The sequence below is a fragment of the Rhodococcus sp. IEGM 1330 genome, assembly GCF_033142445.1.
In the GTDB taxonomy this organism is placed as follows: Bacteria; Actinomycetota; Actinomycetes; order Mycobacteriales; family Mycobacteriaceae; genus Rhodococcoides.
Genome location: NZ_JAWLSB010000001.1, coordinates 279,594 through 293,656, shown reverse-complemented (window position 1 = coordinate 293,656; position 14,063 = coordinate 279,594). Strand labels below are relative to the sequence as shown.

Below are 14,063 nucleotides of genomic sequence, written 5' to 3'. Positions count from 1 at the left end.
CCGCGCTCACTGGATGTTGACGTCGACACTGGCCGGGAGGTCGATGCGCATGAGCGCGTCCACCGTCTTCGGTGTCGGGTCGAGGATGTCAATGAGCCGCTTGTGAGTACGCATCTCGAAGTGTTCGCGCGAGTCCTTGTACTTGTGCGGCGAACGGATGACGCAGTACACGTTCTTCTCTGTCGGCAACGGCACCGGTCCGACGACGCGGGCACCCGTACGGGTGACCGTTTCGACGATCTTGCGCGCTGACGCGTCGATCGCCTCATGGTCGTAGGCCTTGAGCCTGATGCGGATCTTTTGTCCCGCCACGCTTAGTGTCCTTTTCTTGCCGCTTGGTCGTAGAACGGGCCGTTCGGCCTGCTCCACCTCGTCTGCACAGTCCCCGAGCCGTGAAAAACCACCGACTCGAACTGCCTTCGTGCACACACGACAGTGAAAAACGTTGACGACCCAGGCGTGGCCTGCATCCGTTGCCGCTCTTCATCTGTCATGGTTCTCCGGTCCACGCGGTCGGGCGTGTCGCGATTCCGCTCATTCGTCTGCGCTGAAACTTTCGCTTCAACCATCCGAACCGCACGAAATCCGCACCGATCGAGCTGGTGTTCCGGACGCGCTCACGTGGAGCGCTGGTCTCATGTTCTTGCTCAGTCGGCTTTTCGGCCGACTCACCTGTTTCAGGCCGCACGCATGCGCGTCCCGTGTCCAGGCAACCCGCCCAGTATGCCGCAGACCGGGCAGCAGATCAACTCGGGGCCGATCGATTGCTACCGCGCTACCTTACCGAGCAGTAAGGTAGCGCCATGACCACCGTCGAGAACACCACCGGCGCGACCTATCGCGCCTGGTCGAAGCTACCGAACAACACTGTCGGCTCCACACTGTTCTCCGTCGGCATGTGTCTGCGGGTTCCGTACTTCGCGTCTGTGCTGCCACGTGTCGTCGCGCTCGAGCCGGGACGCTGCGAGGTCACCGCCCCCAAGTGGTTCGGCATTCGGAACCACCTGGGCACCTTCCACGCCATCGCCGCCTGCAACCTCGCCGAGGTCGCCATGGGCATGCTTGCCGAGGCGACCGTCCCCACCTCGCACCGATGGATTCCAAAATCCATGACGGTCCAGTACCTGACGAAGGCCACCACATCGCTGCGCGCGGTCGCCGAACTCGACGAGGTCCCCGACTTCGGAACAGTTACCGATGGCATGGATATCGTCGTGCCCGTCGCGATCCGAGACACCGCGGGCATCGAGGTGGTACACGCAGACATCACCATCTGGGTCTCCGCGGCGCCCCGTTGACATACTCGACCGATGAACTCGGTGACGCGGTCGGAGTCCGATGACTCGGTAGTGGTGGTCGGAGGTTCGGGGGCGGTCGGCCGCTTGATGCTCGACCTCCTGCTCGCGGACGGCGTGCCGGTGACCATCGTGGACGTGCACGGCGGCTCGGTTCCCGGTGGTGCGGTGGTGATCGCCGGCGATATCACCGACCCCGACGGCCCGGTCGAGTCGGTGCTGGAGAAGGCCGCCACGGTGATTCTGGCGGTCCCCGAGTCCGTGGCGCTGCGAGCGGATCTGTCCGCTGTGCGCCCCGACGCCCTTCTGGTGGAAACCCTGTCGGTGAAGTCCGGCTTCTCCCGCCATGTGCGGGACGCACGTCCGATCGGTGCGGCGGTGGGAATCAATCCCATGTTCGCCCCGTCGCTCGGAATGGCCGGGCGCCCCGTCGCCGCCGTCGTGCACCGACACGGCCCGCCGGTGGATCCCTTCCTGGAGAGCGTCTCGCGGTGGGGTGGTCGAGTGGTCCTTCTCGACGCTGCAGGCCATGATCGCCTCGCCGCGGCGACGCAGGCGCTGACGCACGCCAGTGTCCTGGCGTTCGGCCTGGCTCTGGCCGAACTGGACCTTCCGTTCGTCGATATCGACGCCGTTGCGCCTCCCCCGCACGCAACGATGCTCGCGGTGCTCGCTCGCATCACCGGCGGTGAACCCGAGGTCTATTGGGACGTACAGGCAGGCAATCCGCACGCCGCCGACGCCAGGGCTGCGCTGCACCGAGCGACGCAGACGGTGAGCAAGACCGTCGATTCCGGTTCCGAGGCCGACTTCGCTCGCCTGTTGGCGCAGGCCGAGGCCGCTCTGGGCGGCAGCGGCGATCGGTATCGAGCATTGTGTGCGGAGATGTTCGGTATCGTTCGAGGCAGCGGTGGTAGCCCATAGCCGCGGTGGGACGAGCGCGGAAGCGGAGGCACGCGATGTTGGAGCAACCGTCGTTGCCGGAATTCGACTCCGACGATGTCGTGGAGAGCGCCGTCGTCGCACGATTGGCGAAGAACTGGTCGCAGCGCGCGACGGTCAAGAAGCCCGAACCCGAGCTGGACGATCTGTTCGACGCGGCCAAGCAGGATTTCCCCGACGCTCTGATCCCCTTCGGTGAGCACGACACCTTCACCGGTGCCACTCCCGAGCAGCAGAATCGACTTCGGGCGTGGGGTTGGATCGCGTTCAACAAGAACGTGATGGACGTCGAGCAGCACGTCGTTCATCCCGGTTTCGCTCTGTTGGCGCAGGACGTGTTCGAGACCGGGATGGGTGACACCCTGGCAGTGGCGGTGACCCAGGCCATGGTGGACGAGCAGTACCACACCTTGATGCACCTCAACGCGAGCGCAGCCACCAGGCGCGGACGCGGGTGGGCTCTGTCGGAACGCTCACTGCCGTTCAGCTCCACCGTGCGCCGGCAGCGTGCGGCGCAGGCGAACAGTGACGATCCCTGGTCGGCCGCGATCAGCTCGCTCGCGTTCATGACGGTTGCAGAGATCTCCATCACCTCGTATCTGGACCTGATCGAGGACGACGACGTCATTCAGCCCATCAACCGGTCGACGGTGAAACTGCACAACCGCGACGAGTACTGCCATGCATCGATCGCCGACGACATGGCTGCGATCGTCTTCGACCGACTCGGCACCGACGACCGGCAGAAGTTCCTGGACGGTCTCGTCGACGGGATGGACGCGTTCTCGAGCAGCGATTTCTCCACCTGGGGACGCATTCTCGAACTCGAAGGCGTGCACGGCGGCGACGCGATGCTCGCCGACGTGGAGCAGGACAGGAGCCGCCGCGCGTTGGTTCAGGACTACAGCGGGTTGCGGTCACTGTGCCGAAAACTCGACGTCGAGAACAGTATCGATATCGACTGGGACTGACTGCGGAGCTCACGCAGCGACGACCCACAAGTAACATCCACGGCGAATTTCGCTATCAAGTAGTGGCCCTCGACTCCACGGGGTCCGGTCCCACCACTCCCCCCGACAGCTCGGAGATTCGATGTCGTCAGCTCAACACGCAGCCGTACACGTGGAGGACGTACACAAGTCCTTCGGCGATGTGCAGGCGTTGCGCGGCATCAGCTTCTCCGCAGAGCGGGGAACCGTTCTGGGCATTCTCGGCCCGAACGGTGCAGGCAAGACGACGACCGTGAAGGTGCTCTCCACCCTGATCGCACCGGACAGCGGCAGAGCCTTCGTGGCGGGTCACGATGTCGCGGCCGACGCTCCGGCAGTACGCCGCTCGATCATGATGACCGGGCAGTATGCGGCCCTCGACGACACACTCTCCGGCCGCGAGAACATCGAGCTCTTCGGTCGTTTGATGGGTCTGGACAAGAAGGCCGCGAAGGCCCGAGCCAAGGCACTGCTCGACGAGTTCGACCTCTCCGACACCGGCAAGCGCCCCGTGCGTGGCTACTCGGGCGGCATGCGTCGCCGCATCGACATCGCCTGCGGCCTCGTCGTGCGGCCGGAGGTCGTGTTCCTCGACGAGCCGACCACCGGACTCGACCCACGCAGCCGGCAGGGCGTGTGGTCCTTGGTCGAGGCACTGAAGGCGCAGGGCATCACCGTGCTGTTGACGACGCAGTACCTCGAAGAAGCAGACGTCCTGAGCGACAACATCATCGTCATCGACAAGGGCACGGTCATCGCAGAGGGCACGTCGGACCATCTCAAGGCCATGACCGGCGGCAGCTACTGCGAGGTCGTTCCCCTCGATCCCGGCCAACTCCGTGCCGCCGCCGAGGCACTGGGCGACATGGTCCCCGCTGCAGTTCACGCCGAGATCACCGCTGCCTCGGACCGGCTCTCCGTTCCTGCACCCGACGGTGCAGCCACTCTGTCGGAGATTCTGCGCCGCATCGATGCGGTGGGAATCGTGCTCGCCGACATCGCCCTCCGCCGTCCGTCGCTCGACGACGTGTTCCTCACTCTCACCGGGCACTCGCAGACGAGCACCACACCATGACGGCCACGACGCGAGGCGTAGCCGGTTCGCAGGCGAGGACCGTGCAAAGGACCGATGTCGGTTCGACGGCTCAGCAGCCGAAGCGGCGGTCGAGGACGAAGCCGTCGGGATTCGTGCAGTGGCAGGCTCTGACCGGGCGTGCACTGTGGACCATGCTGACCAAGGGTGAGTTGTTGGTCGCGGTCATCGCCCCGCTCATCTTCACCGTCGGCTTCTATCTGCCCCTCAAGTTCGTCATGGGTTTGCAGGGCATCGACTACGCCCAGTTCCTGATGCCGATCATCGTGTTGCAGGCCATGGCGTTCACCGCGATCTCGGCGGCACAGCGTGCCTCGGCCGAGGCGATGAGTGGCCTGAACTCGCGGTTGAAGACCATGCCTGTCGTACGGGGTGTGCCACTGGTCGCGAGAATTTCGAGCGGCATCGTTCGCTCATTGGTGTCGCTCGTATCCGCCCTCGGTTTCGGTTATGTGATCGGTTTTCGCTTCACCGCGGGATTCGGCCAGGCCCTGTTGTTCTGCGCACTCGCCATGCTGATCAGCACCACGTTGTCGATCGGTGCCGATGCGATCGGAACGCTGTCGAAGAGTCCCGAGGCGACCAGCCAGGTATTGACCCTCCCCCAGCTGATTCTGGGTATGGCCTCGTGCGGGTTCGTTCCGGAAAGTGGTTTCCCAGAACTGATCCGACCGTTCGTACGCAACCAGCCGATTTCGCAGTTTTCCTTCGCGATGCGGGACATGGCCGAAGGCGGAGTCAGCTTCCAGGTGTTGTGGCCGTCGCTCGCGTGGGTGGCCGGCTTGATCCTGTTCTTCGTACCGCTCGCCATCTGGGCGAGCTCCAGGCCAGAGTGACGAGTCGGAGATGACGATGTCCGAAGCGTCGGTGAGCACAACCCGCGTGTCCAGCTTGACCTTTCCCGAACCCAACATGGTCCTGGGCGAAGGGTCCGTCCGTGCTCTCTGGACCCACAGCCTGATCCAGGCCAAGCGACTGTTGATGCGATGGATGCGCGATCCGTCGACGATGATTCAGGCGTTGCTGTACCCCGCCTTGATGCTGGTCATGTTTCGTGTCGTACTCGGCAACTCGATTTCCGCGGCGACCGGATCACCCGCGATCTACGGCCAGGTGCCGATGATCGCCCTCGTCGGAGCCATGTTCGGATCCATCGTCAGCGCGGTGGGACTCAAGGGCGAACGCAAATCGGGTTTGTTGTCACGGTTCTGGACGACACCTACGCACCGCGCCGCCGGCCTGCTGGGCAGAATGATTGCCGAAGCAGTTCGAGTGCTCGTCACTACCCTCGTCATCACCTGTGCCGGTGTGGCGATGGGGTTCCGATTCACCCAGGGAATTCCGGCCGGCATCTTGTTGATCTTGGTGCCGATCGTATTCGGTATCGGGTTCGCGGTCATGGTGACATTCCTGGCCACCGTCGCCGGCGACGCACCTCTGGTCGAAGTCGTGTCGATCTTCGCCACGCTTCTCATGTTCTTCAATGCCGGCTTCGTACCCGTGCTGGCCTACCCGCCGTGGCTGCAACCGGTCGTCGCGGCACAGCCGATGTCGGTCGCGGTCGATGCAATGCGAAACCTGGCAATGGGTGGTCCGGTCCTGACGCCGGTGTTGCAAACTCTGGCGTGGTCACTCGGAATGGCAGCTGTGTTTCTGATCCCCGCAATCCGCGGCTACAAGAAGGCATCCGCATCCGGCTGATCGAGAAGGCTCCGACCGCCCGTGGCCCCGATAGGAGATGACGTCGTGGACCGTGCGCTCGCTGCACACCCATCGATTTCGGTGATCATTCCTGTGAGCTCGCTCGATCCCCTGCTCGACGCGCAGTTGCAGGCATTGGCGGAGCAGGATGCCGACTATCCGTTCGACGTGCTGATCTCGAACAACGCCGCTGACGGACGAGTCAGCGATCACGTCGCCTCGCACCCCCTACGGGATCGGCTGCGGTTGACCTGTGTCGACGCCTCACAGCAGGTCGGCGCGGCGCATGCCCGCAATCGTGGTGCCGAGAATGCCTCCGGCGACCTGTTGATGTTCTGCGACGCCGACGACGTCGTGCATCCGTCGTGGATTCGAACCCTGGCCGAAGTGGCTCGGTCGTTCGACGTGGCGGGTACCGCGGTGGAGACACAGACGTTGAACAGTGCACAGGCGTTGTCCTGGACTCCGACCACACCGCCGGAGGATCAGGGCCGTACGGATTTCCTGCCGTTCGCCATCGGGGCCAGCATGGCCTGCTGGGCGTCGGTCTACCGCGATCTCGGTGGCATGGACAACCGGTTCAGGGCGAGCCAAGACGTGGAATTCTCCTGGCGCGCGCAGTTGGCCGGCTACACCCTCGGCTTCAGCACCGACGCTGTCGTCGCGTATCGACTCCGCGCCGAACTCCGGCCCATGCTGCGCCAGTCGTTCCGCCTCGGATTCGGCTTCGCCAAGCTGCGGGGAATCTATCGGACGCAGGGGTGCCCCGCCATGAGTGTCCGTAAGGTCCTGTCGTGGTGGACAGCCCTGCTGATCCGCAATCCGCTTCTACCGACGGCATGGACCGGGCTGGCCCGTGGTCACTGGTCGAGGGCCCTCGTCATCCGGGTCGGCGAAGTTCGCGGGGGAATCGCCTACCGCGCCTTCTGCTGGTGACGTCCGACACACCCACTGGCTCGCCGACCCACCCGGCCTGCACTCTTGACCCGCGCGCCTGTAACGGATGGATGACCGATGTTACGGTCGACAACACAGACCTGCCGAAACCGGCGGCGCATCCCACGCCTTCACACGAGATCGAGGCCATGTCGAACACGCTTTCCCGAGTGCTGCCCACGGCGGTTGCTGCCGCCGTTGCCGGTGCCCTGTGCCTGACCGGGGCGGGAACGGCAACCGCGGCACCCTCCCCCACCGGCACCTCCGTGTCGGCCACCCCCGTCCTCGAGGGCGCGAACGACTTCGGCTGTGTGCCCAGTGCGGCGCATCCACGTCCGGTGGTTCTCGTGCACGGTACGAAGATGGATGCGTCGACCTGGAAGATGCTCGCACCGCAGTTGAAGAGCGAGGGATACTGCGTCTTCGCCCCCAACTACGGCGGCGTCTCGCTCCTGCTCGATCCGAGCACCACCATTTGGGGTTCGGGCGATATAGCCGAGTCGGGACGGCAGATCGGCCGGTTCGTCGACGAGGTACTTGCCGCCACCGGTGCCGAACAGGTCGATCTCGTCGGCCATTCACAGGGTGGCACTTCCTCGCGCCAGTACATGAAATTCGCCGGCGGAACCGATCCGCAGGACCCGGCCCGCAACAAGGTGCACACCTTGGTCACCCTCGGTGCCACCAACCACGGCACCACGTTCGGCGGTTTGCAGCAGCTCTCCGAATTGCTCACCTCGCTCGGTCTCCCCGGCGACGCGCTCACCCCGCTCACGTACAACATGGCCGGTGCACAGCAGTTGGTCGGTTCGACGACGTTGACGAGCCTGAACGACGGCGGAGACGTCCAACCGGGAGTCGATTACACCGTCATCGCCACCCGCAACGACACGGTGTCGACACCCCCGGGGAACACCTTCCTCCGGTCGGGTGATCCGTCGACGGTGCACAACGTATGGGTCCAGGACGTATGCCCCGCGGCGACGACGTCGCACATCGGCCTCGTCACCGATCCCGCGCCGCTGTACATGGTCAAGTCGGCACTCGATCCCGACTACGCAGCGACCACGCCGGCACCCTGCTGACAGTGCAAAATCCGTAGCCACCGGGGCCTCACGACATCACGTCGGGAGGCCCCGGTGGCTTTCGAAGGTCTACCTGTCCAACTCGATCTGCAACACGGGTCCGATTTCGGCGAGCGCAGACTGCGACGCCATCTGCCAGTGGGTCGAATGCACGGGCACCACGGTGACGCCCCCGTCGATCGCGTCCTTCCACGTCGACGCGGCAACGGTTCCGGTCGAATCGTCGACGACCGACGCGAAGAGAATCGACCGCCCGACGAATGTCCGGGGCACATACGAGTCGATCAGCTCTGCCGAACGGGCGATCCCGTCCAGTATCCCGGCGACCCGTTCGCGGGAAATCGCATCGAACGGAGCAGGCATCGATGCCAACAGTTCCGCCACGGAATCGACCGTGAGCTCGCCGATCTCGATATCGGAGTCTGCTCCAAGGCCCAGGCCGCCGAGCATCTCTCCGGCCGACACAGGACGGTCCACGAGGTGGTCGGTACTGCCCGCGACGAACGAATCCATCATGGCCAGTGTCTCTACCGACTCGCCTTCACGCTGCAGTTGCACAGCCATGGCGTGCGCGATCGATCCGCCCATCGACCAACCGAGCAGGTGGTACGGGCCGGACGGCTGCACGGTGCGAATACTGTCCACGAACAGGGCGGCCCACTGCTCGATCGATTCCGGCAGGGGTTCGGCACCGGAGAGCGCAGGCGACTGCAACCCGTAGATCGGACGATCGTCGCCGAGGTACGCCGACAATCCACCGAAGGCCCAGGACAGCCCCACGATGGGATGGATGCAGAACAGTGGTGAAGAGGAACCACCGATCCGAAGAGGAATCAGTGTCTCCAGCCCGGTGGATTCGACCCCCTCGACCGGCGACGTTGTCGCTGCCGTGATCCGCACGGCGAGCGAGTCCACGGTCGCGTCGACGAACAACCAGTTCAGCGGTATCGGCCCGCCGCCCACGGCGGCTCTGAGCCTGGAGACCAACTTGACCGCCAGCAACGAGTTGCCACCCAACGCGAAGAAGTCGTCGTCCAGCCCGACGCGCTCGACTCCCAACACTTCCGCGAACACCGCGGCGACCGATTCCTCGACCGGCGTCTGAGGAGCCCGAAAGTCGCGGATCTCGAATTCCGGGGCAGGCAACGCCCGACGGTCCAGCTTCCCCGCTGCATTGAGCGGCAGCGCATCGAGCACCACGAACGCGGACGGCACCATGTACGACGGCACCGCCGACCCCAACTCCGACCGCACCGCCTCGACCTCGATATCGGCCCCGACCGCAGGCACCACGTACGCCGCCAACGACTCCCCCACCGACAACTGCGCCACCACCACGACGGCCTGACTCACCGACGACAACGCCGTCAACGCCGTCTCGATCTCCCCCAACTCGATTCGCTGCCCACGAAACTTGACCTGAAAGTCGGTACGACCGATGTACTCGAGCCGTCCGGCATCCATCGACCACCGCACCAGATCGCCGGTGCGATACATCCGCGCCCCAGCAGCACCGAACGGATCGGCAACGAAACGCTCCGACGACAGATCCGCCCGCGCAACGTAACCCCGAGCCAACTGCACCCCGGCGAGGTAGAGCTCACCCGGCACACCAGCAGGCACCGGATGCAACCGCGAATCCAGAACGTAGACAGAGGTATTCCACTCCGGCACCCCGATGGACACCGAACCATCCACCGCGACGTCCTCGGAGACGTCGCGGTACGTGACACTCACCGCGGCCTCGGTCGGACCGTACAAATTGTGCACCTGAGCATCCGACACGGCCCGGCACGCACCCACGGTCCGCGCGGGCAACGCCTCACCGATCACGAAGATATGCCGAAGCGAAGAAATGGACTGCGCAGCAACCGATTCGGCAAACACCGTGAGCATCGACGGCACGAAATCCGTCACCGTCACACCATGACGGGCGATATCGGCCGCAACGGCCTCCACATCGCGCTGCGCGCCCGGGGCCGCCACGATCAACCGACCCCCGGTACGCAGCGGCAGGAAGAACCCCCACAACGACACATCGAACGTCGTAGCAGTCTTCTGCAAATAGACATCCGCCGCGTCGAGACCGTACTCCTGCGCCATCCACGCCATCTGATTGACGATCGCACGATGCTCCACGGCCACCCCCTTGGGCCGACCGGTCGACCCCGACGTGAAGAGCACGTACGCCAGATCGCCACCCACAGCACGAGGGAACGCCACCGGCACACCCGGTACCGGCGGGTCCGTGATGTCGACAACCGGAATCGCTGTCCCCGTGACGAATTCATCCCGCGCCGTCGACAGAACGACAACCGGCGACGCCGTGTCGAGAATGTAGTCGTTACGCTCGGCCGGCTGATCCGGATCCACCGGCACGTACGCCGCACCGGACCGCAGCACGGCATACATCCCGACCACCAGCTCGACCGATCGACGCATGGCCAACCCCACCAAAACACCCGGCCCGGCACCACGCTCCTGCAACAACCACGCAGCCGCATCCACCCGGTCCGAGAACTCCCGATACGTCAACGACCGCTCACCGAACACCAACGCCACCGCATCCGGCGAATCGACCACCACGCGATCGAAACCATCCAACAACACCTCACCCGGAGCAGCCACCGAAACCCGAGTGTCGTTGACAACCGACACAATTCGATCATGCTCACCGGCGTCGAGCACATCGATGTCACCGACCGCGAGCTCGGGCCGAGCGGTCACCGCGTCCAGAACGGTCACCAACCGCTGCCCGAAGGACGTCACGGTCGACTCGTCGAACAGATCCGTCGCGTACATCAACTCGACGGCCAGTCCTGCGTCGTCGCCCCGCTCGGTGAAGGTCACCTGGAGGTCGAACTTCGCCGATGCCACGCCGGAACCGAACGCCTCGACACCGAGATCGGGCAGCTCGAACGAACCCTGTGAGAAGTTCTGGAAGAACAGTGCAATCTGCACCAGCGGGTGTCGTCCCTGCGAACGCACCGGATCGAGTACCTCGACCAGACGCTCGAAGGGAACGTCGACGTTCTCGAACGCCTCGAGGTCGGCCGTACGCACCGTGTCGAGAACCTCGACGAACGAGGCATCCGAGGCAACAGGGGTTCGAAGCACCACCGTGTTGACGAACATGCCGACCAGATCGTCCAGCCGGGCGTCACCACGGCCACCTACCGGCGCCCCCACGGCGATGTCGGCCGTACCTGACAATCTCGCCAGCAGCACGGCCAGCGCGGCGTGCACCACCATGAACGGGGTCGACTCGCTCGTCCGGGCGCACGCGAGCACTCGGGCGTGCAACTCGGGGTCGATATCGAACGACACCACAGCCCCTCGTCCCGACGCGACCCGTGGGCGCGGCCGGTCGGCTGGCAGCTCCAACTGTTCGGGTAGGCCGTCGAGCGCGTGCTGCCAGTACTGAATCTGCTTGTTGGCGAGAGATTTCGGGTCCGATTCGGAACCGAGCATGTCGAGTTGCCACAGCGTGTAGTCGACGTACTGAACCTGCAGCGGCGCCCACTGTGGTGCCGATCCGCTGCGGCGCGCGAGGTATGCCGTCATGACGTCCCGAGACAGCGGAGCCATCGACAGACCGTCGGCCGAGATGTGATGTGCCACGAAGGCGAGCACGTACTCCGGTACCGGACCGACGGGATCGGTGACCTCGAACAGTCGAACGCGGAACGGAATTTCGGTTGTGACGTCGAATCCACGCGTGAAGAACTGGGTGACGTCGGCCAGGGCGCTCTCGCGGGTGACGGGAACCACGGCCGTGTCGACCTGCGTGTCGACCTCGTCGAGCACGTGCTGATATCCGCTGCCGTCGATGTCGGGGTAGACGGTGCGCAGCGATTCGTGGCGCCCCACCACATCGAGGACGGCGGCCTGCAGCGCATCGATGTCGAGTGAACCGCGCAGCAGCAAGGCAACCGGCACATTGTTGATTGCCGACGCGGTGTCCAGTCGGTTCAGGAACCACATGCGTTGCTGAGCGGACGAGAGCGGAATGTGTTGCGGCCGAGCTCTCGTGGCGTCGAGCTGGGCCCGGACCGGAGAGTCGACCGAGTCGGCTGCGTTCGCGAGCGCTTCGACGGTGGACGACTCGAACACAGAACGCGCAGGCACGTGCACGCCGAGTGCCGAACCCAGCCGCGCAGCGAGTTTGGTAGCGATCAGCGAGTTGCCGCCGAGCGCGAAGAAGTCGTCGTCGAGACCGACTCGTTCGACCCCGAGCAACTCGACGAAGATGTCGGCTACCGCCTGCTCGGTAGAGGTCGCTGGAGCCCGGAACTCGGCGACCTCGAACACCGGCTCCGGCAATGCATCTCGGTCGAGTTTGCCGGTGGGAGTCAGCGGAATCGACTCGATCACGGTGACCACGGACGGCACCATGTGCGCAGGCAGACTGCGCCCGGCCGCGTCGAGCAGGTGGTCGACGTCGAGTTCGACCCCTGTCGTCGGCAGCACGTAAGCCGCGAGCACCGTTGCTCCCGTGGGCCCCCGGTAGCCGAGGGTCGCTGCGAACTCGACACCGTCGAGTGCGGTCAGAACCGCGTCGATCTCGCCGAGCTCGATCCGGAACCCCCGAATCTGGACCTGGAAGTCGTTGCGGCCCATGTATTCGATGACGCGTCCGGACGCCCCTTCGCGCCATCGCACCATGTCACCGGTTCGGTACAGCCGCGCCTGGTTCGAATCACCCTCGACCGCATAGGGGTTGGCGACGAAGCGGGCTGCCGTCAGCCCGAACCGACGATGGTAGCCGCGAGCAACGCCCGCCCCGGTGAGGTACAACTCGCCCGGCACTCCGGCAGGGACCTGACGAAGCCGGTCGTCGAGAACGTGATGACCCATCTCCCTGGTCGACTGCCCGAGCAGCACTGGCTCGCCTGCGGTCAGCGGTTGCGAGATGTTGCACACCATGGACGCTTCGGTGGGTCCGTAGACGTTGTGGAACCGTCGACCGGTGGCCCATTTCGACATCAGTTCGGACGAGAAGGCCTCACCGCCGACCGCGAGAACTCGAAGGTCGGGCACATCTGCCGGGTCGAGCGACGCCAGCGCCGCCGGAGTGATGAACGCATGCGTGACTCGGTGCCTGCGCAACACCTCGCTCAGATCGGCACCACCGTAGACGCCTGGTTCGATGATGACCATCGTCGAACCGGCCCCGACGGCCATGAGCAGTTCGAGGACGGACGCGTCGAAACTGGGAGACGCGAAATGCAGCGTGCGCGAGTCGGAGTCCAGGCCGTACGTCTCGACCTGAGTGACGGCCAGTGGTGCCAGGCCCGCCTGAGAGACCGCGACGCCCTTCGGTAGCCCCGTCGAGCCCGAGGTATAGATGACGTATGCGAGATCGGACGCGCGAATCGGTGCGCGTCGATCGTCCGCGACCACAGGACCGTCCGACAGCCCACGCAGTTCGTCCTCGATGTCGGATGCGTCGAGCGCGATCCACGACACCGTACTCGGCATCGCGGCCTCGAACTGTGTTGCCGTGATGCCCATTCGGACACCCGAATCGTCGGCCATGTGCTCGATGCGAGCAGCCGGGTAGTTGGGGTCGATCGGCACGAACGCTGCCCCGGTCTTGGCCACCGCCCACACCGCCATGACCGATTCGATCGATCGGGTCAGGGCCAGCGCCACGAAGTCCCCTGGCCCCACCCCACGTGCGAGCAGCAGGCGGGCCAGCCTGGAGGATCGGGAATCTATCTCCCGGTAGGTCAGTGACCGGTCCCCGAATTCCGCGGCAATGCCGTCCGGGTTCTTCTCCACCGCCGCCGCGAGCAGAGTCGGCAGCGCAACAGTACGGGCGGGGCGAGTACGCGTCGGCCGGGACCGGGTGGGCCTGGGACGGGCGGGTCGGCCCCCCACTCGGCCGCCGGACTCGGACGGTGTGCCGGTCGATCCATCCGCACTCATCTTAAGCAATGACTCCTCACCAGTTCTTCGCCGCACCGTCGACCGTGGGGGTGACCGGCGGTCGCCCCCACGGTTGATCGTTCACGCGGTG

General features: G+C 65.0%; 10 protein-coding genes. 8 read left to right on the top strand and 2 right to left on the bottom strand.

Annotation, left to right across the window (positions count from 1 at the left end):
• Positions 1-6: 6 nt before the first annotated feature.
• Positions 7-312 carry a 30S ribosomal protein S10 gene (rpsJ, locus tag R4P57_RS01180; protein WP_003938093.1) on the bottom strand — a complete coding sequence of 102 codons (306 nt, stop codon included), beginning with the start codon at positions 310-312 and terminating at the stop codon, positions 7-9.
• 491 nt (positions 313-803) lie between these two features.
• Here rpsJ and R4P57_RS01175 point away from each other — a divergent pair, with 491 nt between their 5' ends.
• The 8 genes from R4P57_RS01175 to R4P57_RS01140 all read left to right on the top strand — a co-directional run bounded on the left by R4P57_RS01175 (position 804) and on the right by R4P57_RS01140 (position 8,041).
• Positions 804-1,298: a hotdog fold domain-containing protein gene (locus R4P57_RS01175; RefSeq protein ID WP_317801081.1), complete on the top strand. Its 495-nt coding sequence runs from the start codon at positions 804-806 to the stop codon at positions 1,296-1,298.
• Between the two features lie 12 nt (positions 1,299-1,310).
• Positions 1,311-2,219, top strand: a complete 909-nt coding sequence (locus tag R4P57_RS01170; protein ID WP_317801080.1) for a prephenate dehydrogenase dimerization domain-containing protein — start codon at positions 1,311-1,313, stop codon at positions 2,217-2,219.
• Between the two features lie 35 nt (positions 2,220-2,254).
• Complete coding sequence (locus R4P57_RS01165; protein WP_317801079.1) at positions 2,255-3,208, top strand: diiron oxygenase; 954 nt, start codon at positions 2,255-2,257, stop codon at positions 3,206-3,208.
• 121 nt (positions 3,209-3,329) lie between these two features.
• Positions 3,330-4,301 (top strand): daunorubicin resistance protein DrrA family ABC transporter ATP-binding protein, encoded by a 972-nt coding sequence (locus R4P57_RS01160; RefSeq protein ID WP_037188328.1) that lies wholly within the window; start codon positions 3,330-3,332, stop codon positions 4,299-4,301.
• Positions 4,298-5,155 (top strand): ABC transporter permease, encoded by an 858-nt coding sequence (locus R4P57_RS01155; RefSeq protein ID WP_317801078.1) that lies wholly within the window; start codon positions 4,298-4,300, stop codon positions 5,153-5,155. The genes R4P57_RS01160 and R4P57_RS01155 overlap by 4 nt, the downstream gene beginning before the upstream one ends.
• A gap of 10 nt (positions 5,156-5,165) precedes the next feature.
• Entirely contained in the window at positions 5,166-6,020 is an 855-nt protein-coding gene (locus R4P57_RS01150) for an ABC transporter permease (protein ID WP_317801077.1), read from the top strand.
• A gap of 45 nt (positions 6,021-6,065) precedes the next feature.
• On the top strand, positions 6,066-6,956 hold the full coding sequence (locus tag R4P57_RS01145) for a glycosyltransferase (protein ID WP_317801076.1): 891 nt from the start codon (positions 6,066-6,068) through the stop codon (positions 6,954-6,956).
• A gap of 149 nt (positions 6,957-7,105) precedes the next feature.
• Positions 7,106-8,041, top strand: a complete 936-nt coding sequence (locus tag R4P57_RS01140) for an esterase/lipase family protein (RefSeq protein WP_411742290.1) — start codon at positions 7,106-7,108, stop codon at positions 8,039-8,041.
• A gap of 69 nt (positions 8,042-8,110) precedes the next feature.
• Here R4P57_RS01140 and R4P57_RS01135 read toward each other — a convergent pair whose 3' ends face one another.
• Positions 8,111-13,972 carry a non-ribosomal peptide synthetase gene (locus R4P57_RS01135; RefSeq protein ID WP_317801074.1) on the bottom strand — a complete coding sequence of 1,954 codons (5,862 nt, stop codon included), beginning with the start codon at positions 13,970-13,972 and terminating at the stop codon, positions 8,111-8,113.
• Between the last annotated feature and the right edge of the window lie 91 nt (positions 13,973-14,063).